Annotated in this window: 17 protein-coding genes and 1 pseudogene; all 18 read right to left on the reverse strand. The window is 53.9% G+C overall.

Going from position 1 to position 24,922, the window contains the following annotated elements; all coding sequences use genetic code 11:
- Window positions 1–19: 19 nt before the first annotated feature.
- Window positions 20–307: pseudogene (locus WC317_01750) on the reverse strand (HU family DNA-binding protein).
- A gap of 52 nt (window positions 308–359) precedes the next feature.
- Window positions 360–3,806 carry a DNA polymerase III subunit alpha gene (locus WC317_01755; GenBank protein MFA5338855.1) on the reverse strand — a complete coding sequence of 1,149 codons (3,447 nt, stop codon included), beginning with the start codon at window positions 3,804–3,806 and terminating at the stop codon, window positions 360–362.
- Between the two features lies 1 nt (window position 3,807).
- Complete coding sequence (gene guaA / locus WC317_01760; protein ID MFA5338856.1) at window positions 3,808–5,352, reverse strand: glutamine-hydrolyzing GMP synthase; 1,545 nt, start codon at window positions 5,350–5,352, stop codon at window positions 3,808–3,810.
- A complete protein-coding gene (locus WC317_01765; protein ID MFA5338857.1) occupies window positions 5,353–6,513 on the reverse strand; it encodes a GuaB3 family IMP dehydrogenase-related protein in 1,161 nt (386 codons plus the stop codon).
- Window positions 6,514–6,631: 118 nt separating this feature from the next.
- Complete coding sequence (locus WC317_01770; GenBank protein ID MFA5338858.1) at window positions 6,632–7,396, reverse strand: class I SAM-dependent methyltransferase; 765 nt, start codon at window positions 7,394–7,396, stop codon at window positions 6,632–6,634.
- A gap of 156 nt (window positions 7,397–7,552) precedes the next feature.
- Window positions 7,553–7,840 (reverse strand): co-chaperone GroES, encoded by a 288-nt coding sequence (gene groES / locus WC317_01775; GenBank protein MFA5338859.1) that lies wholly within the window; start codon window positions 7,838–7,840, stop codon window positions 7,553–7,555.
- Between the two features lie 19 nt (window positions 7,841–7,859).
- Window positions 7,860–9,494: a chaperonin GroEL gene (gene groL / locus WC317_01780; GenBank protein MFA5338860.1), complete on the reverse strand. Its 1,635-nt coding sequence runs from the start codon at window positions 9,492–9,494 to the stop codon at window positions 7,860–7,862.
- Between the two features lie 20 nt (window positions 9,495–9,514).
- Complete coding sequence (gene groES, locus WC317_01785; protein ID MFA5338861.1) at window positions 9,515–9,802, reverse strand: co-chaperone GroES; 288 nt, start codon at window positions 9,800–9,802, stop codon at window positions 9,515–9,517.
- Window positions 9,803–9,908: 106 nt separating this feature from the next.
- A complete protein-coding gene (locus WC317_01790; protein ID MFA5338862.1) occupies window positions 9,909–10,652 on the reverse strand; it encodes a type III pantothenate kinase in 744 nt (247 codons plus the stop codon).
- On the reverse strand, window positions 10,649–11,608 hold the full coding sequence (locus WC317_01795) for a biotin--[acetyl-CoA-carboxylase] ligase (GenBank protein MFA5338863.1): 960 nt from the start codon (window positions 11,606–11,608) through the stop codon (window positions 10,649–10,651). The genes WC317_01790 and WC317_01795 overlap by 4 nt, the downstream gene beginning before the upstream one ends.
- Window positions 11,601–13,574, reverse strand: coding sequence for an excinuclease ABC subunit UvrB (gene uvrB / locus WC317_01800; GenBank protein ID MFA5338864.1), 1,974 nt, complete (start codon window positions 13,572–13,574; stop codon window positions 11,601–11,603). Before uvrB ends, WC317_01795 begins: the two co-directional genes overlap by 8 nt.
- 1 nt (window position 13,575) lies before the next feature.
- Window positions 13,576–16,332 (reverse strand): discoidin domain-containing protein, encoded by a 2,757-nt coding sequence (locus WC317_01805; protein ID MFA5338865.1) that lies wholly within the window; start codon window positions 16,330–16,332, stop codon window positions 13,576–13,578.
- Window positions 16,329–17,150 (reverse strand): carboxylating nicotinate-nucleotide diphosphorylase, encoded by an 822-nt coding sequence (gene nadC, locus WC317_01810; GenBank protein ID MFA5338866.1) that lies wholly within the window; start codon window positions 17,148–17,150, stop codon window positions 16,329–16,331. The genes WC317_01805 and nadC overlap by 4 nt, the downstream gene beginning before the upstream one ends.
- Before the next feature lie 20 nt (window positions 17,151–17,170).
- Window positions 17,171–19,822 (reverse strand): valine--tRNA ligase, encoded by a 2,652-nt coding sequence (locus WC317_01815; GenBank protein ID MFA5338867.1) that lies wholly within the window; start codon window positions 19,820–19,822, stop codon window positions 17,171–17,173.
- A gap of 1 nt (window position 19,823) precedes the next feature.
- Window positions 19,824–21,392 carry a citramalate synthase gene (gene cimA, locus WC317_01820; GenBank protein ID MFA5338868.1) on the reverse strand — a complete coding sequence of 523 codons (1,569 nt, stop codon included), beginning with the start codon at window positions 21,390–21,392 and terminating at the stop codon, window positions 19,824–19,826.
- Between the two features lie 11 nt (window positions 21,393–21,403).
- Complete coding sequence (locus WC317_01825) at window positions 21,404–22,630, reverse strand: aspartate kinase (GenBank protein ID MFA5338869.1); 1,227 nt, start codon at window positions 22,628–22,630, stop codon at window positions 21,404–21,406.
- 21 nt (window positions 22,631–22,651) lie between these two features.
- Entirely contained in the window at window positions 22,652–23,851 is a 1,200-nt protein-coding gene (locus WC317_01830; GenBank protein ID MFA5338870.1) for a cofactor-independent phosphoglycerate mutase, read from the reverse strand.
- Window positions 23,852–23,854: 3 nt separating this feature from the next.
- A complete protein-coding gene (gene thrC / locus WC317_01835; protein ID MFA5338871.1) occupies window positions 23,855–24,919 on the reverse strand; it encodes a threonine synthase in 1,065 nt (354 codons plus the stop codon).
- Window positions 24,920–24,922 lie beyond the last annotated feature (3 nt).

Below are 24,922 nucleotides of genomic sequence, written 5' to 3' on the forward strand. Positions count from 1 at the left end.
CCAACGCCTTATGGCGGATTTATTTAACCTTTTGTTTCATTATGAGCCCCGGCTTAAATACCGCGACCTTCTTTGGCGGAACAGGTACGGTGACGCCGGTCCGCGGATTCCTGCCTGTCCTCCCGCGGCGGGATTTGACCTTGAATATCCCGAAATTCCTCAGCTCAACGGTCTCGGCGGTCGCCAGGGCCTCTACTATGATATCAAGGGTGCGCTGGACCACAAGCTTTACATCGACCTGTTTAAGGCCGGATTCGTTGGCTATTTGCAGCACTATTTCCTTCTTTGTCATACTTTCCTCCTGACGTAAATTATTATATCCATTATAGTTAGTAAATTATCATTTTTGGCTGGGTTTGTCAAGTCTTAAACGAGACGACTCCGTCCCCGAGGAGACTTTCTATCTCCATGGTAAGGGAATCTGACGGCTCTACCTTCAGTTTTTCCTCCACGGATATCTCAAACCGCTTTCCGTCGGACATCTTGAAATGGAGGTATACAGGGGCGGTGCCGGGATGGGATTCAAGGACAGACTTCAGTTTTGTCAGGGCCTGTTCGTCTATGCCCGTATCAAGGTTTATGATAAGTGCTTGTGTGTATTTCTTTTGCAGCTCTTCCAGGGGCATTATGTCGTTAGCCATTATCTTCGGCCGGTCTTCCCTGAGGCTGACCTTGCCTTTGACGCAGACTATGGCATCCTTCTTTATAAATCTCTCGGTATTCGCGAAAGTCTTCGGGAATACGAGGACTTCCGTCTCCCCGGTGAGGTCCTCGATGCTCATTATTGCCATCTTTTCGCTCTTTGCCTTGGTGATGGTGAACTTAAGCTTCGAGATTATCCCGCCCACGTTCACCTCCTCATCCGGCCTCCTCTTTCCCAGGTCTTTTACCTGGCAGGTGGAGTAAGCCCTGATGAGTTTCTCGTATTTCGCGAGCGGGTGGCCGGTTATATAGAAACCCAGCATCTCCTTTTCGAAAGCCAGAAGCTGGCTTTCGTGCCATTCGGGTATCTTAGGGATCTCGTGGTGCTGCCTGCCGGGACGGCCTTTAGCATGGGCGCCGAATTCCTCGAAGAATGTCGATTGCCCGCTCAGGCGCTCCTTGTGCGAGTTCGCGCCGCACTCGAGGCAGTCATCGACCTGCGTAAAGAGCTGGGACCTGTGCAATTTGAATTCGTCGAACGCCCCGCATTTAATGAGGCTTTCGAGGACCTTCCTGTTGGTGAGCCTAAGGTCGACGCGTTCGCAGAAATCGTAGAGGTCCTTGAAATTCCCGCCGTTGTTCCTGGCTGTGACTATCGAATCGATGGCCCCCTGCCCCACGTTCTTTACCGCGCCCAACCCGAACCTTATGGCGACGCCGACGACCGTGAATTTTGAGAAGCTCTCGTTTATGCTCGGCGGGAGTATCTGTATCCCCATCCTTTCCGACTCGTCTATGTAGAAGGCGACCTTGTCGATGTTGTCGCGCTCCGAGGTCATCAGCGCGGTCATGAATTCAACCGGGTAATTCGCCTTGAGATAGGCGGTCCGGTAAGAGATGAGCGCGTAAGCCGTCGAGTGCGACTTGTTGAAACCGTAACCCGCGAAATATTCGATGAAGTTGAATATCTTCTCGGCGGTCCTCTTGTCGATGCTTTTTTTCGCCGAACCCTCGAGGAACTTGGATTTCGCCTGCTCCATCTCCTCGGGGATCTTCTTGCCCATCGCGCGCCGGAGCGAATCGGCCTGTGACATCGTGAACCCGGCGAGGTCCGAGGCGATGCGCATGACCTGTTCCTGGTACACTATCGTGCCGTATGTCTCCTTGAGGATCGGCTCGAGGAGTATATGGTCGTATTTTATCGGCGCGAGGCCGTGTTTCCTTTTTATGAAGTCCTCGACCATCCCGGTGCCTATGGGCCCCGGGCGGTAGAGCGCGAGTATGGCGATTATATCCTCGAAATTCGTGGGCTTGAGCTTCCTGAGTATGTCGCGCATCCCCGAGCTCTCAAGCTGGAAGATGCCGAGCGACTCCGCGTTCGAGAGGAGCTCGTACGTCTTGGGGTCGTCGAGCGGCATGTTGTTGAAATCGATCGTGACGCCCTTGGTCCTCTTGATTATCTTTACGGTCTCGTCGATGACCGTTAGCGTTCGCAGCCCGAGGAAGTCCATCTTCAGCAAGCCTATCTTTTCGAGCGACTTCATCTCGAAGCCGGTCGATATCTGGCCTTCATTCGCCTTGAACAGCGGTATGTAGTCGGTCAGCGGCCGGTCCGATATCACTACGCCGGCGGCATGCGTAGACGCGTGGCGGGTCAGCCCCTCGAGTTCCGTGGATACCTCGATCAGCTGCCGTATCTGCGGGTCGCTCTTGTAGAGGTTGCGCAGTTCGGGTTCGAGTTTCAGCGCCCGCTCAAGGGTTATGTCCAATTCCTGCGGGACGAGTTTAGCTATCCGGTCGACATCACTATAGCTTATGCCCATGACCCGGCCGACGTCCCTTATGACGGCGCGCGCCTGCATCGTCCCGAAAGTTATGACCTGCGCCACGTTCTCCTTGGAATATTTCTGCGTGACGTAATCGATGACCTCGCTCCTTCTCTCGTAGCAGAAGTCTATATCGATATCCGGCAGGCTCACGCGGTCCGGGTTAAGGAAACGCTCGAAGATAAGGTCGTATTTTATCGGGTCGAGGTCGGTTATGCCGAGGGAATAGCTGACGACGCTTCCCGCCGCGGAACCCCTTCCCGGGCCTACGGGTATGCCTTTCGATTTCGCGTAATTTATAAAATCCCACGCGATCAGGAAGTAACTGGTGAAGCCGGTCTTTTTAATGATGTTGAGCTCGTGTTCGACCCTGTCCTCTATGGCCTTGTCTACGGCGGGGTAACGCCTCTTTAGCCCGGCCTCCACGAGTTCCCTCAGGTAATCCTCGCGGTTCTTCCCGTCTGGCGGGTCAAACTGCGGCAGGTGCGTCTTGTTAAAATCGAGTTCAAGGTTGCATTTCTCGGCTATCTCTATCGTGGAATTTACCGCCTGGGGCACATCCTCGAACATCTCCTTGAAGTCCTCGGTTGATTTGAAATAGAACTCGTCGGTCGAGAACTTCATGTGGTCGGGGTCGTTTAAAGTCGATTGGGTCTGGATGCAGAGGAGCCCCTCATGGGCCCGCGCAGATTTTTTCCTAAGGTAATGGACATCGCCGGTGGCGACCAGCGGGATCTCGAGCTCTTTCGCGAGTTTCAATAACCCTGCGTTGGCGATCTCCTGTTCGGGGATCAGGTTCTTCTGGATCTCGAGATAATAGTTTCCCGCGCCGAAAATCTCTTTATACTGCGCGGCGACGAGTTTCGCCTCCTCGAACTTGCCCCTTACTATGAGGTACGGGACCTCGCCCTGGAGGCAGGCGGATTGGGCGATGAGGCCTTTGGAATATTTGGCGAGGAGTTCCTTGTCGACGCGCGGCTTGTAATAGAAACCTTCGAGATAACCGGCCGAGACGAGTTTCATCAGGTTGCGGTAGCCTTCCTCGTCCTTGGCCAGGAGTATCAGGTGATACGACGCCTCTTGGTTTACCGGAGTCGACCTGTCGAAACGCGAGCCCGGCGCGACATAGACTTCGCACCCGATTATCGGCTTTATCCCGTTCTTCATAGCTTCGGAATAGAATTCTATCGCGCCGAACATATTGCCGTGGTCGGTGATGGCCACCGCCGGCATCTTGTATTCCTTGGCTAACGCGATGAGTTCGGGGATCTTGCAAGCGCCGTCCAGAAGGCTGAATTGCGTGTGGACATGAAGATGGACAAAATGTGAGTGCTGCATGTTATTCCCACTCGATGGTGGAAGGCGGCTTTGAACTGATGTCGTAGACGACGCGGTTGACTCCCCTCACCTCGTTTATTATCCTGTTGGATATCTTCTCCAGCAGGTCATAAGGCAGGCGCGCCCAATCGGCGGTCATCCCGTCGGCGCTCGTCACGGCCCGCAGGGCGATGACGTTCTCGTAAGTCCTCTCGTCCCCCATTACGCCCACCGTCTTTATCGGGAGCAGCACTGCGAACGACTGCCATACCCCCCTGTAAAATCCCGCCTTCTTGATCTCTTCTATCACCGCGACGTCGGCCTCGCGCAGGATATCGAGGCGTTCCTTAGTTACGTCGCCTATGATCCTTATGGCCAGTCCGGGCCCGGGGAACGGCTGGCGCAAGACAATCTCGTCCGAAAGCCCCATCGCCTTCCCGACCTGCCTGACCTCGTCTTTGAATAATTCACGAAGCGGTTCGACAAGCTTTAGTTTCATCTTCAGCGGCAGGCCGCCGACATTGTGGTGCGACTTGATGGTCGCCGAAGGGCCGCCGAACGCGGACTTCGATTCGATGACGTCGGGATACAATGTCCCCTGCGCAAGGAATCCTATCTTCCCGAGTTTCTTCGCCTCTTCCTCGAATACGCGGATGAACTCATGTCCGATTATCTTGCGTTTCTTTTCAGGGTCGACGACCCCTTTCAGTTTTTTGAGGAACCGCGACTCGGCGTTCACGTATTTCAGGTTGATGTGGAAATGTTTTTTGAAAGTCTTGACTACTCGTTCGGCCTCGCCCTTCCTCAGGACGCCGTTATTGATGAATATGCAAAATAGCCGTTTGCCTATCGCCTTATTGATGAGGACGGCGGCGACGGACGAATCTACTCCGCCGGAGAGGCCGCAGACGACCTTTTCTTTTCCCACCACATCCCTTATATTTTTGACGGTATCGTCTATGAAGGACTGCATCGTCCAGTTCCCCCGGCACCTGCAGATATCGCACAGGAAATTCGCGATTATCCTGCTGCCCTTGGGGGTATGGGCGACCTCGGGATGGAATTGGACGCCGTAGAGATGCCTTGCCTTGTCAGCTATAGAGGCAAATTCGGTATTATAGGTATGGCCGATCTTGTTGAAGCCGGGGGGCAGCCGCGAGACGTAATCGCCATGGCTCATCCAGCTGATTATTTTATTATCGAGCCCGGAAAAGAGGCCCTCGAAATCATCTATAAGGAATTCGGCGTGCCCGTATTCGCGTTTCCCTGCCTTGGTAACTTTACCGCCGAGCATATGAGCCATAGCCTGCATGCCGTAGCATATGCCCAGGACAGGGATCCCCAGTTCGAATATCTCTTTATTGGGTTTGGGCGCGCGGGCGCCGTAGATCGAGGCGGGGCCTCCGGAAAGAATAAGCCCTTTCGGGTTTAACTTCCTTATCTCTTCGGCCGTAATGTCGTGGGGGACGATCCTGGAGAATACCTTGTTCTCCCTGACACGGCGGGCTATCAACTGGTTGTATTGCGAGCCGAAGTCTAAAACAAGGACAACTTCATGCTGCGGCATCTATTTGCCCATTCCGACCCTTTGGACCTGCTGGAATATCTTGCCTTCCGTCCTGATCGACGGGGCTATGATTATTTCTGTCTTTTGGAATCCTTTTATATCCGAGGCGCCGACCGAACCCATCGATGTCTGTAACGCGCCCATTAAGTTCTGCGAGCCGTCGTCGAACCTCGCCGGCCCGAATAGTATCTCTTCGAGCGAGCCGGTCGTTCCGACATGGATCCTCGTGCCGCGCGGGAGGTTCGCGTGCGGCGTGGCCATTCCCCAGTGGTAACCGCGCCCCGGCGCCTCTATCGCGCGGGCGAACGCCGAGCCGACCATGACCGCGTCAGAGCCGCAGGCGAACGCCTTGCAGATATCGCCGCCTGTCCTCATGCCGCCGTCTGTTATTATGGGGATATATTTCTTGGTCTTCTTGAAAAAGGCGTCCCTTGCCGCGGCGCAGTCCACAGTCGCGGTGACCTGCGGTACGCCGATGCCTAAGACGCCTCTTGTCGTGCAGGCCGCGCCGGGGCCGATGCCGACCAATATACCGGCGGCGCCTGCGGCCATCAGTTCATACGAGACCTCGTATCCGACGCAATTCCCTACAATGACGGGTATCTTCGACGCCCTGGTGAACCTCTTGATATCCAGGGCCTGGTATTCTTTGGATATATGTTTGACCGTGCTGACCGTCGATTGTATGACGAATATGTCCGCGCCGGACTCCTGCGCGATCTTACCGAACCTCTCGGCGCGCTGCGGGATAGCGCTCACCGCCGCCGGAACATCCGCGTCCTTTATCTGGCGGATGCGCTTTTCTATAAGTTTTTCCTGGATCGGTTTTGTGTAGATCGATTGGATTATTTCCGTGGCTTTCTCTGGATCGGCCTTTACGAGCTGCTCGAGGACTTCATCCGGGTCCTCGTATCTGGTCTGGACGCCCTCGAGGTTCAGGACGGCGATGCCGCCGAGCTTTCCCATGGCGATGGCGAATTTCACGTCGACCACGCCGTCCATGGCAGCTGCCAGGATCGGGACGTTGAATTTTTTTCCGTCAATTTTCCAGCTTGTGTCCACTTCGGCGGGGTTGATCGTCACTTTTCCGGGGGCTAACGCGATCTCATCGAAACCATAACAACGGCGGGCCTTACGTTTGATGCCTATATATTCACCCATCTAGCAGGAACCTCCTTGAAATAGGGTTATATGATACAAAAATACCCCGTAAAAGTCAAGGAAATCAATGGGGCGTTTATTAATCGGGCGCTACTGCGGCGTCGGCTTGAATGAGTTGTTAGGCATGATTGGATTTTCCCCGCTTCATCAGCGCGAACACGCCCCAGCCCAGGTATTCACGCGTGTAAGCGGCGTAGCGCTCGGGTTCCGAGGTCAGTTGGGCTCGAACATCTTTCGCGAACTCGTCGTCGGGATTGTCTTCAAGCCATCGGCGCATGGTGATCCACTTGGCCGCCTCGTATCTGTCCCAGCTGTCTTGGTCTGCCAAAACCATTTCCACGACGTCGTAGCCGAGCCGCCCGAATGACGCGAGAAGTTCCGGAAGCAGGAGAAAGTCGGAGATTGAGTTGGCAAGGCACCCCTTGGCAATATTTTCCGTCGGCGGTAACTGCCGCCAGTAGGGCTCGCCGATGAGGATGATCCCTCCGGGGCGGAGGCTCTGCGCAAGAAGCCCGATAGTGCCGGCGACTCCCCCGCCAATCCACGTGGCACCGAGACAGGCTGCCACACCGGCCTTCTCGTCAGAGACGTAGCCGGCAGCATCGCCATGGATGAACTTGACTTGATCGGCCACACCGAGTTCTTTAGCGCGGAGTTTCGCTTGCTCGGTGAACAACTGGCTCATGTCGATGCCGGTGCCAATGATGCCGTAATCGCGAGCCCAGGTGCACAACATCTCACCCGAACCGCTGCCGAGGTCGAGCACCCGGGTCCCCCTTTCCAGACGCAGCGCCGCGCCGAGAGTGGCGAGCTTTTCGGGTGTGAACGGGTCGTGGATGCGGTGGGCACTTTCGGTAATGTTGAAGATCCGTGGAATATCCAATTCAGAAAATCTCCTTATGGGTGTGAATAGATTCGGTCACTGACTTAAATGGAGTATACCATTTTCGCCTGACTTTACAACAATAAATATGCAGAACTTTTTCGCAAAAAGAAAAAGCCCCCTGACCTTTCGATCAGGGGGCTGTGGAAACGTATGTTACTTGACTATCGCGAGGATGTCGTCCGCGTCGATTATGAGGTATTCCCTTTCATCGACCTTGACTTCACTTCCGGAATATTTCCCGAAGATGACGATGTCGCCGGTTTTCACTTCCGGCGCGACGACCTTGCCGTTCTCGAGCGTCTTGCCGGAACCGACCGCGATGACTTTCGCTTCCTGCGGCTTTTCTTTCGCCGTGTCAGGGATGATTATCCCGCCTTTGGTCTTATCCTCGGCTTTCAGCACCTCGACGATCACTTTATCGCCTAACGGTTTCAAGTTCATTTAGATCCTCCTTTTAGGTCTAGTACATTCCCTCGCCATAGCCGCCGTGCGGTGGCATAGGAGGAGTCTTTTCTTTTTCAGGTATGTCCGTGACCACGCACTCGGTCGTAAGCAGCAGGCCCGCGATCGATGCGGCATTCTGCAGGGCTGTCCTTGTGACCTTTGTCGGGTCGATGACGCCGGACTTTATCATATCGACGTAATCGTTCTGCATCACGTCGTAACCGACGGCCGCGTCTTTCTCGTTCTTGACGTGCTCCGCGACGACCGAGCCTTCAAGGCCGGCGTTCTCGACGATATGGCGGATCGGTTCTTCGAGAGCCCTCTTTACTATATCGACGCCGATCTGCTCGTCGGCTGAAAGTTTCATCTTTTCGAGCGCCGGTATACAGCGAAGGAGCGCTACACCGCCGCCCGGGACGATACCTTCCTCGACAGCCGCGCGCGTGGCATGCATCGCGTCCTCGACGCGGGCTTTCTTCTCCTTCATCTCGGTCTCGGTGGCCGCGCCTACATTGATGACGGCGACGCCGCCGGATAGTTTCGCCAGCCTTTCCTGCAGCTTCTCTTTATCGTAATCCGAATCGCTCTTCGATATCTGGGCTTTGATCTGCTCTATCCTGCCCTTGATATCCGAGGTCTTGCCGGCGCCCTCGACGATCGTGGTGTTATCTTTATCGATGGTGACCCTCTTGGCGCGCCCGAGCTCGTTTATGTCGATGTTCTCTAGTTTCTTTCCGAGGTCTTCGGTGACCGCTATGCCGCCGGTCAGGACCGCGATATCATCGAGCATCGCCTTTCTCCTGTCGCCGTAGCCCGGGGCTTTCACCGCGCAGCACTGGAACGTGCCGCGTATCTTATTGATGACCAATGTAGCTAGGGCTTCGCCGTCCACTTCCTCGGCGATTATGACCAAAGGCCTTCCGGTCTTGGCTATCCTCTCGAGCAGGGGCAGCATCTCCTTTATATTGGAGATCTTCTTCTCGTGGATAAGTATGTAAGGATCTTCGAGCGCGGCTTCCATCTTCTCCGCGTCCGTGACGAAATACGGCGAGAGGTAACCCTGGTCGAACTGCATGCCTTCAACGACCTTTACCGTCGTCTCGGTCGATTTGGCTTCCTCAACCGTGATGACGCCGTCCTTGCCGACCTTGTCCATGGCTTCAGCTATCTGGTCGCCGATGGTCATGTCGTTGTTGGCGGCAATGGAGGCAACCTGCGATATCTCTTTCTTGTCCTTGCCTATGGGTTTGGTTATCTTCTTTAAGTGGGCCACTACTTCCTCGACGGCCTTATCGATGCCGCGCTTCAGGGCCATCGGGTTCGCGCCGGCCGTGACGTTCTTGAGGCCTTCGCGGTATATCGCCTCAGCGAGGAGTGTCGCCGTGGTGGTGCCGTCACCGGCGTTGTCAGAGGTCTTGCTGGCGACCTCTTTTACCATCTCGGCGCCCATGTTCTCAAACGGGTCTTCGAGCTCTATCTCTTTGGCGACCGTTACGCCGTCTTTGGTTATCGTAGGTGAGCCGAATTTCTTGTCGAGGACTACATTGCGGCCTTTAGGGCCGAGCGTCACTACTACCGCCCTTGAAAGTTTTTCGACGCCCGCGAGTATCTTGCGCCTTGCCTCATCACTATAAAGCAGCTGCTTTGCCATTTTCTACCGCCTCCCTTTTGTTATTTGACTATCGCCAAAACCTCCGATTCCCTTAATATTAGAAGGTCTTCCCCTTTGTAGTTGATCTCGGTGCCGCCGTAACGGCCGTAAAGGACCGTATCGCCGGCCTTCACTTCCAGTTCTTTTATCTTTCCGTCATCCAGGAGCTTCCCTTTACCAACGGATACTACTTTGCCCTTGGACGGCTTCTCCTGCGCCGTGTCAGGCAGGATTATTCCGCTTTTTGTCTTATTTTCGCTCTCCGTGGGCTTGACCAAAATCCTGTCACCTAACGGTTGAACCGCCATCTGCACACCTCCTTAAGTGTTCTTTTTGGCTTAAGTTGCTCTAGGTTTGCTAGGACTTAAGAGGGATTTAGCACTCCATATTGCCGAGTGCCAAATTTGACCTATATTATAGATTTTCTGCGGATTTTGTCAAGAAAAAAATTATACGAAGGCCTTCAAGCGTAAGATTCGGATCGACTTTCCTGATAGTCTTCGTGAATTTGGCCATCAACGCGGCGTGGCCGCCGGTGGCGATGACTTTCATCGGGCCGTATCTAGTCTTTAACTTCGCGATGACACCATCGCAGAGAGCGCCGGTGCCGTAGAATACGCCGCTTCTCATGCTGTCGACCGTGTCACGTCCTATAAGGCCTTTAGGCGGCGCTACATTTATCATAGGAAGGAGCGCGGCTTTTTGCGAGAGCGCGTTCAGCGAGGTCTCGATGCCCGGGAATATCAGGCCGCCGAGGTATTCCCCTTTCTTTGATATGACATCAAAAGTTATGGCTGTGCCGAAATCGATCACGATCGCCGGATACGCGTAGAGCTCCTTTACCGCGACAGCGTCAACGAGCCGGTCCTGTCCGACCTGCCCCGGTTTGCGGTAAAGGTTCTTTATAGGCGCCTTGATATTCTCGCCCAGGACGAGCGGGCGGATCTTATATTTTTTTGCGATCACTTTTTTTAGGATCGGGGTCGCATTAGGCACGACGCTTGATATTATCGCCGTTTTTATATCCTTCGGAAGTATTATAGTTTTTTTAGATAATACGGCCTGCGTAGGGATCTTCCAGGATGACCTGAGCCTCTTCCCCCGGAATACCCCGAATGCGACGGACGTATTTCCTATGTCGATAGCCAGTAACATCATCTCACCATAAGCACATCGCCTGCGGTGATGTGCTCCGTGAACCCGTTGTCCATGCGCACGACGAGCGCGCCGCCCGCGTCAAGGTCTACGGCTGTGCCTTCTATCTTCCGGCCATGGCAGACGATCTTTACCTCTTCGCCGAGTGTGTGCGAGAGGTCTTTCCACTCCTCTATTATTTTTTTAAAACCCTTTTCCCTGAAAATAAGATATTGCCTCTCGAATTCCCTCAAAAGTTCCCGGGTAAGTTCGACGCGCGAAAAAATCCTTCCTGCCTCCGTCTTCAATGAAGTGGCTTCCTTGGGAAGATGTTCCCTGTCGGTATTAACGTTTATGCCGATGCCGAGGACGATATAATTTACGGTGTTGACCTCTGCGCTCATTTCCGTGAGTATCCCGCAGGCCTTGCGGTCGTTTATCATTATGTCGTTCGGCCATTTGATCAGGGCCCCGAGATGTGTCACTTTCCTTATCGCGAGCGCGACAGCGACCGCGGACATAAGGGTTATCTTCGGCGCTTCTGCCGGAGCTACGTCAGGCCTCAGGATGGGCGAAAAATATATGCCTTTCCCTTTCGGCGAGACCCAATGCCTTCCCATCCTGCCGCGGCCTTTTGTCTGGCTTTCGCTGAAGACTACCGTCCCGTCAGGCGACCCGGCACGGGCGAGCTTATGCGCCACGTCCATAGTCGAATCGGTCGTTTCGTAGGAGTATATCTTTTTGCCGATTATCTTTGTCCCGAGGCCGTGAGAGATCTCTTCCGGGATGAGTTTATCCGGGGTGCCTGTAAGGCGGTAACCGACATGCGGCTCACCTGTGATCTCGTAACCTTCTTTGCGCAGCTGCTCGATGTGCTTCCACACCGCTGCGCGCGTGATCTTCAATTTCTCGCTTATTTCCTCGCCGGAGATGAACTCCCCGTTCGAGGAGCGGAATATATTTAAGATTTTTTCATCCATTCAATCTCTTCCTTAATTCCGCGATCTTATCCCTCATGACCGCGGCTTTTTCGAATTGCAGGTTGCGCGCGGCGAGGTCCATTTCGTATTCGAGTTCCTCTATAATCTTTTCTGTCTCATACCCATCAGCCTTGACGCCTACCGCCTCCATCTCGACTTCTTCGGCTTCCTGGAGCATTTCAATACCTTCTCTGATGGCTTTCTGTATTGACTTCGGCGTGATATTATTCTCCTTATTATACTCCAATTGCAGCGCGCGTCTACGGTTTGTTTCGTCGATTGCGCGCTTGAGCGAGCCGGTGATGTTATCGGCATACATTATGACCCGGCCGTTTATATGGCGCGCCGCGCGCCCTGAAAGCTGGATAAGCGACGTTTCGGACCGCAAAAACCCCTCTTTATCGGCGTCGAGTATGGCGACGAGCGTGACCTCGGGCAGGTCCAACCCCTCCCTCAAAAGGTTGACCCCGACAAGGCAGTCGAACATGCCCTGGCGCAGTTCCTTGAGTATCTTTACCCTCTCTATCGTGTCGATATCCGAGTGGATATATTTCACGCGCAGGCCGAGGTCCTCAAGATACGCCGAGAGGTCCTCTGCCATGCGCTTGGTAAGCGTCGTGACGAGGACGCGTTCCTTCTTCTTCGCGCGTTCGCGCACTTGCAGTATGATGTCGTCGACCTGGCCTTCGGTCGGCTTGATTATTATCTCCGGGTCGACGAGGCCTGTCGGGCGGATGAGCTGCTCGACGACCTTCGCGCCGGATTTCAATATCTCGTATTCGGACGGCGTCGCGGACGCGAATACCGCCTCTTTCATCAGCGTCTCGAACTCGTCGAAACGGAGCGGCCTGTTGTCTAGGCACGACGGCAGGCGGAAACCGAATTCAACGAGGGTCTTTTTGCGCGAGCGATCGCCTTCATACATCCCCCTTATCTGCGGGATGGTGACGTGCGACTCGTCTATTATCATCAGGAAATCCTTCCGGAAATAATCTATGAGGCAATACGGCCGCGCGCCCGCCGGCTTTCCGCTCAAATGCCGCGAATAGTTCTCGACGCCGTGGCAATACCCGATCTCCTGCAGCATCTCCATGTCGTATTTCGTGCGGCTCTCAAGGCGCTGGGCCTCAAGCAGTTTTCCTTTGGAGCGGAGATCCTCAAGCCGTTCGGCGAGTTCCTCTTTTATCATTTTTATCGCTTCTTCTATCTTCGGCGGCGAGGTCAGGAAATGTTTCGCCGGATAGACCGCCGCGCGGTCGATCTGGGATATTATCTTCTGGGAGACAGGGTCGAACTCGGTTATCTTCTCTATCTCGTCGCCGAACATCGATACCCTTATTGCCCTCTCCGAATACGCCGGGAATATCTCGACCGTATCGCCGCGGACGCGGACCTTGCCGCGGATGAACTCGATGTCGTTGCGCTCGTACTGTATGCTCAATAACCTGCGCAGGACCTCGTCGCGGTCTATCTTTTGGCCCTTATCGAGCACGACCATCATGTTCGAATAATCCTCCGGCGAACCGAGGTTGTAGATGCAGGATACGCTGGCGACAATGATCACATCGTCCCTGGACATAAGCGAAGATGTCGCGGCAAGGCGCAGCCGGTCGAGCCGGTCGTTTATCGAAGAGTCTTTTTCTATATAGATGTCTGTCTGCGGGATATACGCTTCGGGCTGGTAGTAATCGTAATAACTGACGAAATATTCTACGGCGTTCTCCGGGAAGAATTCCTTGAATTCACTGTAAAGCTGTGCGGCGAGGGTCTTATTGTGGGAGATGACGAGGACGGGTTTGCCGGTCTTTTCGATGACATTGGCCATCGTGAAAGTCTTGCCCGAGCCGGTGACGCCCAGGAGCGTCTGGCAGCGCTTTCCGCCCAGAAGCCCTTCGGATAACTCCTTTATAGCCTGGGGCTGGTCGCCCTCGGGCTTAAAAGATGATACGAGCTTGAACTTCGCCATTTCAGAACTTTACTTCCAGTTCCTTCGTGTCGGCGGGGATCGCGACTTTATTTTTTCCGAGGGTCAGGATATATCCCCCTGTCGGCGGCGTCGCGCAATCGATGGTTAATTTAACCGAGCCTTTGGCGCGGGAACTCACAACCTTGAAGGATACCTTGCCGAAATACGTCGGCGCGTTCTTTATCTCTATTACCTTGCCGTCATCGAGCCAGGCGCCGGGTATGCAGGATAAAAGCAGAAGTTTATTACCGTCCTCACGCAAAAGCATATCTCGTAATAACAGGATATAATGCGCGGCCGACCAGCCGTGCGGGACGTCGCCGACTATCCCTTCGGTGATCTCCCTCAACCCTTTCGAGTTGACCTTGGTCGGCATCGCCTCCATCCATCCACCGGGGCATGATTGGTGTTCTATGCCCCACTCGATACTCTTAAGCGCGACGTCTTCCATTCCAAGATATATAAGGGGATGCGCGAGCTTGAAATTATACCCCCAGAAGAGCTGTTCGTACTCGACGAACCACCCGCCGTCATAGCCCGAGAACTTCCCGGCGTTCTTCCAATACTGCCGGTATGACTCCTTGAACAGTTCCATCGGTACCGGGATCCCCATGTTCTCTCCCGGGAATAATGCCGGCCTATGCGCCCAGGCCATCTGGGTATCGCCCAGTATGCGGTGTTCCATGTCCATTAAGCGCATCTCTTTAGGCCAGTAGTCGGCGAACCCGGGCATGAACGACAGCCCGTTCTTCTTCATGGATTTTTCGATGCTCGCGATCGTGGCGGAATGAAGGCTTTCGTATTCTGCCTTTATCCATTTGGCGTCATCTGCTTTGCCGAGTATCTGCGCCGACTCGGAAGCCGCCTTAAGGCCGATCATCGCCCACCAGTCATCGACGTAAAGGTAGGCCGGTATCTTGAAATTATCCTGGCTTACCCCTTTTGGAAGGAGCCCGTAAGCCGGGTCTTCCTTCGGGAGCGACATCTGCGGAGCGCGAAGCTTCCTTATGAGCTCGCATGCCGACTTCATCCTCGGATATACGGCCTCCAGGTATTTCACGTCCTTTGTCAGGCGGTAATGCTCATAAAGCCCGAAGATGCTGCCGCCGAGCTCGTCTACGTATCCGCCGCCTTCCTTGTAATTGAAATATTCGGTCGAGGCGAGCGCCTCTTCGGCGAGCCCTGCCTTGTCGAGCGCGTTGTCCATATCGACCGCGTCGTGCAGGAAGAGTGAGGTGTATTCATACGGCCCGGGGAAGAGCTTGTGTTCTTCGTCCATTATCAGGATGTAATAGAGCGACGAATAGAAACAATCACTGTATCGTTTATCGGGAATGTTGATCTCGAGGGGGATACGGCCTTTCCAGTATTTGAGCGTCAGCTCGAGGGCTTTGTCGAAACCCAGGTCTTTGATGTCGTTAAATGATAGCTCCGCTCCTGTGCCTGACGGTACGACGAAATCGAGAGACTCGGTCCCTCCGGCTGCTATCTTTTTCCTGTAAGAGAGCGAATCCTTCAGGTCTTTCCCTAGAGGGCCTTCCGCCCTTTCGTCGAGGAAGAGCCGCGGCGCGCCGTTTATCTTCACAGTATGGTCCGTGTCGTATTCGATAGCGCTTATATCCGACACCTTCCATTTGGGGTAGAGAGGGTTCGGGCGAATTACAGCCAGGATCACCACTTCTTTGTCCTGCGCGCTTGTGTTCCTGACGGATTCCCTCGCGAAGGTCAGCACCTTCCCGAGTTTTTCATCGAGCCAGGAGAAGATCTTCGTCTCGCCTTCGAGGCCGTCGCCTTTCCACGATACGACCGTTACCGGGTATCCGCCTTCGACCAATTTCCAGTCGGTATTAAGCGTTTCGGGCGTATAGAGCCGGCCGTTGTCGTTTACCCAGAAGCTGACCCTGAACGGGTAAGGATAGACGGCAAAAGAGCCGTCCTTTCCTATGAAAGTCTTGAATTTGGAACCCTCCCATCCGGAGAGTCCGCGCGCCTTATCCAGGCCCTTATGTTTGGCGATACCGTCCCAGTCCTTGAATTCGATGTTTTTCATTACGCTTCCCTTCCCTTTGTTGTTTTCACAGGTGATTTTTATTTGGTGTTTCCCGAATATGTTAACATATATCCTGTCCTGACCGCCAGTGCAAACCTCTTTGCTATAGATGGTATCCCAATCTTTATCCTTACCCTCGGTCTCTATCCGGTATGACCCAGGATGGTCTTCCCCCCACGTTATGAATAACGCGCCGATATTCCTGTCCTTTTTAAGTTCTATCGATATCGTAGTCCTGCCGTTATTGCTTAAGGTCTTGATGGGTATCTCGTCATCGAGCCCTTTAAGCCTGATCTCCCAGATCGAATATCCCCATGCCGTGCCCCGCTCCTTAAAGTCCAATTTTATAAATCGCGCCTTCTTCCTCCCGAAATATACGTCGTCGACTATCCCTTCGCCTTCCGTAGTCGAATAGGCTTCTTCCCAATTCTTCCCGTCCTCTGATATGAGGACGTCGTAGGATCTCGCGTACGCGGTCTCCCAGTTTATGATCAGGCCGACGAGGTCCTCGGTCCTGCCAAGGTCTATCTGAAGCCATTGCCTATCGGAGAAGAGGCTTGACCAACGCGACTGCAGGCTATTATCGAACGCGTTAGAAGCCTTAGTTGAATCGCTCTCCGAGGATGAAGCGGTCACCGTAGATGCGCTTGAAAGATGGGCGATCGCCAAAAACATGCAAAGGATTATTGCGGTCTTTATCTTTTTCATCGGACGATCTCCAGGGAGAAATCTATCGATTTTACGGAATGGGTCAGCGCTCCTATTGATATCATTTCTACGCCCGTAGAAGCCATCTTTTTTACGTTATTGAGGTTAACGCCCCCCGACACTTCCAGACGCAGCCCGTGACGGTATTTGTCGCGCAAAGCTACGGCGGACCTGATCTCTTTCAAATCCATATTATCCAGCATTATTATGTCGGGGTTGATCTTAAGGGCTTCGTTAAATTGATTAAGGTCCTGGACTTCTATCTCGGCCTTTATTTTTTTCCTCTGGCAGGACTTGACGGCTCGCGCTACGGCATCCCAATTGTAACCGGTAGCGGCGAGATGGTTATCTTTGATCAATACCTGGTCGTGGAGGCCTATACGATGGTTGGTGCCGCCGCCGGCCTTGACCGCGTATTTCTCGAGGATGCGCAGTCCCGGCGTGGTCTTGCGGGTGTCCATTATCTTTGTTCTATAAGGTCTTATCGCCTCAACGAATTCGGCCGTCAGAGTGGATATTCCCGACAGGCGGCTTAGGAAGTTCAAGGCCGTTCTTTCGGCGCTGAGTATCGCTTTCGCGTCCCCCTCTATATATGCGATCTGCTGTTCCGGCCGTATCGGTTCGCCGTCCATCGCGAGCGGCATGAATTTTATCCCGGAGTTGCGCATGACGAATACCGCCATAGCTATCGTGACGCCGCAGAGCACGCCTTCTTCGCCGGATATTATTACCGCCTGCGCCGTCTTCGGCTTTTGGAAGAGTACCGCGGACGTTATGTCCCTGTCTGCGGCGTCCTCATCGAGTGCGCGGCGTATCATCTCCAGGACGTCTTTGTCGGCTAGCTCTCTAATCGTTTTAAGTTCTCCCTTAATTTTCCCAAAGATACCTTCGCCTCGGAAAGCTTCTCCTTCTCCTTGTCGACGATATCTTTCGGCGCCCTCTCCGCGAAGTTCTTATTGTTCAGCTTCGATTCGACGGATTTGACGTACTTCTCAAGTTCGCCGGCCTTCGACATCATCTTCTTCTTTTCCGCCTCTATGTCAACAAGCCCCTCGAGAGGCACGCATATCTCGCAATCGCCGAATACCGCCACCGAAGAAGCCTTCGGCCGTTTTAATTTATCCGTGACCTCGAGCGACTCGAGCCTCGCGAGGTTCTTTATATAATCGAGCGACTTATCGATAGCGGCGCGGCTTTTCGCGCTTCCGGCCGCGACTATCGCTTTGCAGGTCTTCTGCGGCGGGATGTTCACCTCTGCGCGGATATTCCTGATAACGGTTATTATGCCTATCGCGAGGTCCATCTCTTCTTCGGCTTTTTTATCTATAAGGTCCTTCTGTAGGTGCGGCCACGGTTGGACCATTATCGAGTCCCTCTTGTGCGGCAGGATGCTCCATACCTCTTCCGTAAGGAACGGCATTATGGGATGCAGCAGCCTCAGGCTCTTCTCCAGCACCTTATATAAGATCACCTGCGTATTTTTTTCCTTTATGCGGCTCTTGGCTATCTCAAGGTACCAGTCGCAATATTTATGCCAGATGAAGTCGTAGAGCAGGTTCGCCGCCTCACTGAACCTGTACGATCCGAGTGCCTTATCCAGGTCTTCCAGCGTCGAATAAAGGTTGCTGAGTATCCACCTGTCGGCGAGAGTCAGGCCCGCGTTCTTGTATAAGCCGCACAGGTCCGTGTCGACGTCTTCCGAGAGGTTGGTCATGACGAACCTCGACGCGTTCCAGATCTTGTTCGCGAAATTCCTGCCGACCTGGAATTTCTCCTTCGACAGGAAGACGTCCTGGCCGACGGCTGTGATCGAGATGATGCTGAACCTTAGCGCGTCGGTGCCGAACTCGTCTATTATTTCAATAGGATCGATGATATTTCCCAGGGATTTGGACATCTTCGCGCCAGTTTCGTCGCGCACCGTGCCGTGGATGTAAATATCCCGGAACGGCGCAGCGCCCATGAACTCATATCCTGCCATTATCATGCGCGCGACCCAGAAGAATATTATTTCCTGCGCCGTTACCAAAGTCGATGTCGGATAGAAATACGCGAGATCCTTTGTCTTTTCCGGCCAGCCGAACGTCGAGAACGGCCAGAGCCATGAGGAGAACCAGGTATCGAGGACATCCTCGTCCTGGACGATATCCGTCCCGCCGCAATCCGGGCATTTCTGCGGTTTTGAGCGCGCTACTATTAGCCCCTTTTTCCCCACGCTCGCTTTCTGGCACTTTCCGCAATAGTAGACAGGTATCCTGTGGCCCCACCATATTTGCCTCGAGATGCACCAGTCGCGGATATTCTCCATCCAGTCGAGATATACCTTGCTCCAGCGCTCCGGATAGAATTTTATCTTGCCGCTTTTGGCCGCCTCTATGCCCGGCTTAGCCAAGGGTTTCATCTTCACGAACCACTGTAATGAGAGGTAGGGCTCTACGACGGTGTGGCACCTGTAGCAGTGCCCGACCGAATGCGCGTGCTGGTCGATCTTCTCGAGAAGGTTCATCTCTTTCAAATCTTCGATTATCGCCTCGCGCGCCTCGAACCTGTCCATCCCCGCGTAATCCCCGGTGTTCTTGCTCATGCTGCCATCAGGGTCCATCACGACTATGGGTTCAAGGCTGTGCCGCCTGCCCATGTCAAAGTCATTGGGGTCGTGGGCAGGGGTCACTTTGACCGCGCCGGTGCCGAATTCCGGGTCCACTATATCGTCGGCGATGACCTTTATCTCCCTGTTCATTAGAGGGAGTATCAATGTCTCGCCGACCAGGTTCTTATACCTTTCGTCCTTCGGATTTACCGCGACCGCGACATCGCCCAGCATCGTCTCGGGGCGCGTCGTCGCTACGGTGACGTACCTCTTTTCGCCTTTTACGGGATATTTTATGTAATAGAGCAGGCCGTTTAGGTCTTTGTGCTGGGCTTCCTCATCGCTTAACGCTGTCTGGCACCTGGGGCACCAGTTGATGATGTAATTTCCGCGGTAGATAAGCCCCTTTTCGTAAAGGCGTATGAATACTTCATTGACCGCGTTGGAAAGGCCTTCGTCCATCGTGAAACGCGTGCGGTCCCAGTCGCACGAACAGCCGAGCCTCTTCAACTGCGAGATTATGGTGGTGCCGTACTGCTCGCGCCACTGCCAGACGCGCTCTATGAACTTTTCGCGGCCGAGGTCCTGCCTCTTCTTTCCCTCTTTGGCGAGCATCTTCTCGACGACGTTCTGTGTCGCGATGCCGGCGTGGTCTGTCCCGGGGAGCCATTCGGCATTAAAGCCCTGCATCCTGCGCCACCTTATGATGATATCCTGGATAGTGTCGTTGAGGGCGTGGCCCATATGGAGGATGCCTGTAATATTAGGCGGCGGGATGACTATCGTGTAGGGTTTGCGTTTCGGGTCGGGTTCGGCATGGAAGAGTTTCTTCGACTCCCAAAGCTTGTACCACTTGTCTTCCGTCACCTTCGGGTTGTATGCAGAAGGTATCTCTGGCATATTATTTTCGGTCTTTGAGCAGTTTATATTCGATGGAATCAACCAGGGCGTTCCAGGACGCCTCGATGATGTTCTCGGATACGCCGATAGTCCACCATGAGTCCTTCGCATCCTCCGATTGGATGAGGACGCGGACCTTCGCCGCGGTGCCGGCCTTTTCGTCAAGCACGCGCACCTTGAAGTCGGAAAGGCGCATCTCCGCCAAAGCCGGGTAGAATTCCAGGAGCGCCTTGCGCAGCGCGTTATCAAGCGCGTTGATAGGGCCGTCTCCCTCGGCGGCGGTATGCTCCTCGACTTTGTTGACTTTTACCTTTATAGTCGCTTCGGAAAGCAGCTTATTGCCTTTATGCTCCGTAACGACCTTGAAGCCCTCGAGTTCGAAGAATCTTTTGTATTTCTTGAACGCCCGCTTCAATAAAAGTTCCAGCGAACCTTCCGCGGCCTCAAAATGATAACCCTCATGCTCAAGTTTCTGCAGGAGTTTCAGGATCTTCTTGGTCTTGGGCGCCTCTTTTGTAAGGTTGAGGTCCAGCTCGAGCGCCTCGGCCTTCAGCAGGATAGAGGTCTTTCCGGAAAGCTCGGATACCAGCAGCCTCCTCTTGTTCCCGACCAGGCGAGGGTCGATATGCTCATATGTGACCGGGTTTTTCATTATAGCGTTGATGTGCACCCCTGCTTTATGGGTGAAAGCGCTATTGCCCACGAACGGCTGGTTCTCCTGCTGTTTTACGTTGCTGATCTCTGCGATAAATCTCGATGTTTCGGTCAGTTCCTTAAGTTGCGCGTTAGTCACGCAGTTGATCCCTAATTTCAATTTAAGGTTGCCGATCACCGCTGCGAGGTCGGCATTTCCGCAGCGCTCGCCGTAACCGTTAAACGTCCCCTGGACCTGCGCGCATCCCGCCTGGACGGCCGCGATAGAATTAGCGACGGCCATGGCGCAGTCGTTGTGGCAATGGATGCCCACCGGGCAGTCGAGTTTCGCCAACACTTCTTTTACGGTATCGACGAGATCCGATGTGACCGTCCCGCCGTTCGTGTCGCAAAGGATGATGCAGTCCGCCCCGGCGTCGCGCGCGGCGAACAGCGTTTTCGTAGCGTAATCCGGATTGCTCTTGTAGCCGTCAAAGAAATGCTCAGCGTCGTAAAATACCGTTTTTCCTTTTGACTTTAGGTACGAAACGGTCTCTGAGATCATCTTTAAATTCTCTTCGAGCGGGACCCTGAAGACGTCCCTGACATGCATATCCCATGACTTTCCAAAAATAGTGATATGCTTTGTTCCGGAATCCAGGAGCCCGCGGACGATGGCATCGCGGCTGATCGCCGTGTTAGCGCGGCGGGTCGATCCGAAAGCGACGATCCCGGCATTCTTCAATTTAAGTTTCTTCACAGCCTTGAAGAACGCCATATCCTTCGGATTGGACCCCGGCCATCCGCCCTCGATATAATGGATGCCCAGGCCGTCAAGCTTCTCCGTGATGCGCAGCTTGTCATTCACCGAATACGAAATACCCTCGGTCTGCGCGCCGTCGCGAAGCGTCGTGTCGTATAATTTCACATCTTTCATTTTATTTGCCTTTATTTTGCCTTCTTCAGGTCAAATTCGTCATGGAGGGTCTTAAGCGCCAATTCCCCGTGTTTCTTCCCGATGACGCAGGATATCTTTATCTCGGATGTCGATATCATCTCGATGTTTATCTTTTTCGAAGCCAGCGCCTTGAACATCCGCGCCGCGATGCCGGCGTGGCTCCTCATTCCGATGCCGACTATAGATATCTTCGCTATGTTCTCGTCCTTTACCACCTCTCCGGCGCCTATCTCCCTGGCGACCTTCTTGGCGACCTTCATGGTCTTGGCAAGGTCCTCGGTCAGGACGGTAAATGAGACGTCGGTGGTGCCGGTCCGGCTCACGTTCTGGACTATCATGTCTATGACTATGTTATTCACCCCTAATTCCTTGAATATAGTGGCGGCGATCCCCGGCTTGTCCGGGACATCGCAGATGGTCAGCTTCGCCTCGTCTTTTTGCAGCGCGACACCGCTTACGTCTATCTTCTCCATCGATTTTGCCTCCTTGCAGATTATAGTCCCTTCGGCGTTCGAGAAACTCGAGCGGACATGTATGGGTATATCATAACGCTTGCCGTATTCTACGGACCTCGCCTGCATCACCTTCGCGCCGAGCGAGGCGAGTTCCAGCATCTCGTCATAACTTATCTTCGAAAGTTTTTTGGCGTTCTTGACTATCCTCGGGTCGGCGGTGTAGACCCCGTCGACGTCAGTATATATCTCGCATATTTTCGCGCCGAGCGCGCTCGCGAGCGCGACAGCGGTCAGGTCGCTGCCCCCGCGGCCGAGGGTGGTTATCTCCTTCTTTATGCTCATTCCCTGGAACCCGGCGACCACCACTATCTTACCTTCCTTAAGCCGTTCCTTTATCCTGTCGGCGGATGATATGTTTAAAATGCGCGCTTTGGTATGCGAAGTATCGGTTATGATGCCGACCTGGGCGCCGGTAAAAGATATCGCCGGCTCGCCGAGTTTCTCGACGGCCATGGCCAATAGGGCGCACGATATCTGTTCGCCGGTCGAGATGAGCATGTCCATCTCGCGCTCGGACGGATCGTCGGTGACCTTGTATGCCAGCTCGATGAGCTCGTCTGTGGTGTCGCCCAGAGCCGACACGACGACCACGACGTCATAGCCCTCTTTTTTGTAACGCACAACGCGTTTGGCGACGTTTATGATCCTCTCGGGATTCGCGACAGAAGAGCCCCCGTATTTTTGGACTATTAGTGGTCTCACTTTTATTCCGCCTTCCTCCTTTTAGCTTTTCATGAAGTATTCCATAAGCTCGTGGCCGTGCCCGAAGGCAAGGCCGGTCGCCTTGGCCGCCGCTTCGCTGTACTCCGCAGCGTTATTAGGCTCGATGCCCTTACCGAATACCGCGAACGGCACCGGTTCGGCAGTATGGGTCCGGAGCGATACCGGCGTATCATGGTCCGGCAGGACCATGATCCTGAAATCCTTTTGTTTCTTGAATTTTTCGAGGAGAGCCCCGACGATGAACCTGTCGAAGTTCTCGATCGCAACTATCTTGGCGCGCAGGTCGCCGTTATGTCCGGCCTCATCAGGCGCCTCGACATGCACGAATACAAAATCCCTGTCCTTGAGCGAATCTATCGCGTATTTCGCCTTGCCCTGGTAATTTGTATCGTAATAGCCGGTCGCCCCCGGGACGTTTATGACATTGAGCCCTATCGTCTTGCCGATACCTTTTATCAGGTCGACCGCGGAGATGACCGAGCCGTCGACGCCGTATTTCTGCCTGAACTTCGGCATGTTAGTCTCGACGCCCTGGCCCCAGAGCCATATCATATCGGCCGGGTTCTCTTTCAGGTCTATCCTTACATGGTTTACTTCGTGGTCCGGCAGTATGGCCCTCGAGTCCTCCATGAGCTTTATCAAAAATTTCGCCCCGTCGCCCTTCGGGAGATGGCTTTTTATCTTCATCCCGGTTATATCGTGCGGCGGCTCGCAATCTGTGGCTCGAAGAGCCTCCTTCAGCGAGCCGTCCCTGACTATCATCAGGTGCCTGTAGCTTACGCCCGGATAGAACTTTATCATATCCGAACCGAGCTTCTTATCAAGGAATTTAATTAAGGTCGCCGCCTCTTCGGAGGTAATGTGTCCCGCCGAATAATCGGCCATCCGTTCCTGGTCTATAGTGACGAGGTTGCACCGGAACGCGATGTCATCCGGCCCTAGCTTTATCCCCATGTTCGCGGCCTCAAGCGGGCCCCGCCCCGAATAATACTTCGCCGGGTCATAACCGATGATAGAGAGGTTCGCGACATCCGAAGCCGGCGCGAAACCTTCCGGGATGGTGTGGACCAGGCCCGCCCTCCCGTTCTTGGCTATGAAATCCATGTTCGGGACCTTGGCGGCCTCGAGCGGTGTCTTGTTCCCTAATTCCTTGATCGGGTAATCCGCCATGCCGTCGCCGACCAGGACGATATATTTCATTTATTATATGCCTATCGCCTTTAGGACCGATCTCATATCGGCCTTGACCGATTTTGGTTTACTTAAAGTTGAAATAGCCCTGTCCGGGTCCTTGAGGCCGTGCCCGGTCAGGACGCAGACGATCCTTACCTTTTTAGCCGGGTTCTTCTTAAAGAAGCCCTTGTGCATCATCTTCATAAGGCCCGCGACAGACGCTGCCGAAGCCGGTTCCGCGAATACGCCTTCTTTTAACGCGATGAATTTGTAGGCCTCGAGTATTTCTTTATCCGAGACCATGTCTATGGTCCCGCCGGATTCATCGCGTGCCGCCTCGGCTTTTTCCCAACTCGCGGGATTGCCTATCCTTATCGCGGTGGCGATCGTCTCGGGATGCTCTATTATATGCCCCCTCACGATAGGCGCGGCGCCCTCAGCCTGGAAGCCCATCATCTTCGGGAGCGCTTTTATCTTTCCATGTTTTTTGTATTCTTTGTAGCCCTTCCAGTACGCGGTGATGTTTCCCGCGTTGCCGACCGGGATGAAATGGTAATCCGGCGCGGACTCGAGCGCCTCGCAGATCTCGAACGCCCCGGTCTTCTGTCCTTCGATCCTGTACGGGTTTAAAGAATTGACGAGGGTTATCGGGTATTTGCCGGTTATATCTTTTACGAGTTCCAGGGCTTCATCGAAATTCCCTTTAACTGCCAACACTTCTGCGCCGTAAATTATCGCCTGGGCGAGTTTTCCCAGCGCTATCTTACCCTCAGGAATAAGAACAATGCATTTGATACCCGCGCGCGCCGCATACGCGGCGGCAGAGGCCGAGGTATTCCCGGTCGAGGCGCACATTATCGCCTTCGAACCCTCCTCCACGGCCTTCGAGACGGCCATGGTCATACCGCGGTCCTTGAACGAACCGGTCGGGTTCGCCCCGTCGAATTTTAGGTAGACCTCATATCTTTTCCCGAGCTTCTTGCTTAAATTACAGGAATATATAAGGGGAGTGTTCCCTTCGTTCAGGGTTATGACCGGGGTCTTGGAAGAAACAGGAAGATATTTCCTGTATTTGTCTATCAATCCTCGCCACATCAT

The organism is Candidatus Omnitrophota bacterium, from assembly GCA_041653595.1.
Classification (GTDB): domain Bacteria; phylum Omnitrophota; class Gorgyraeia; order Pluralincolimonadales; family Pluralincolimonadaceae; genus Pluralincolimonas.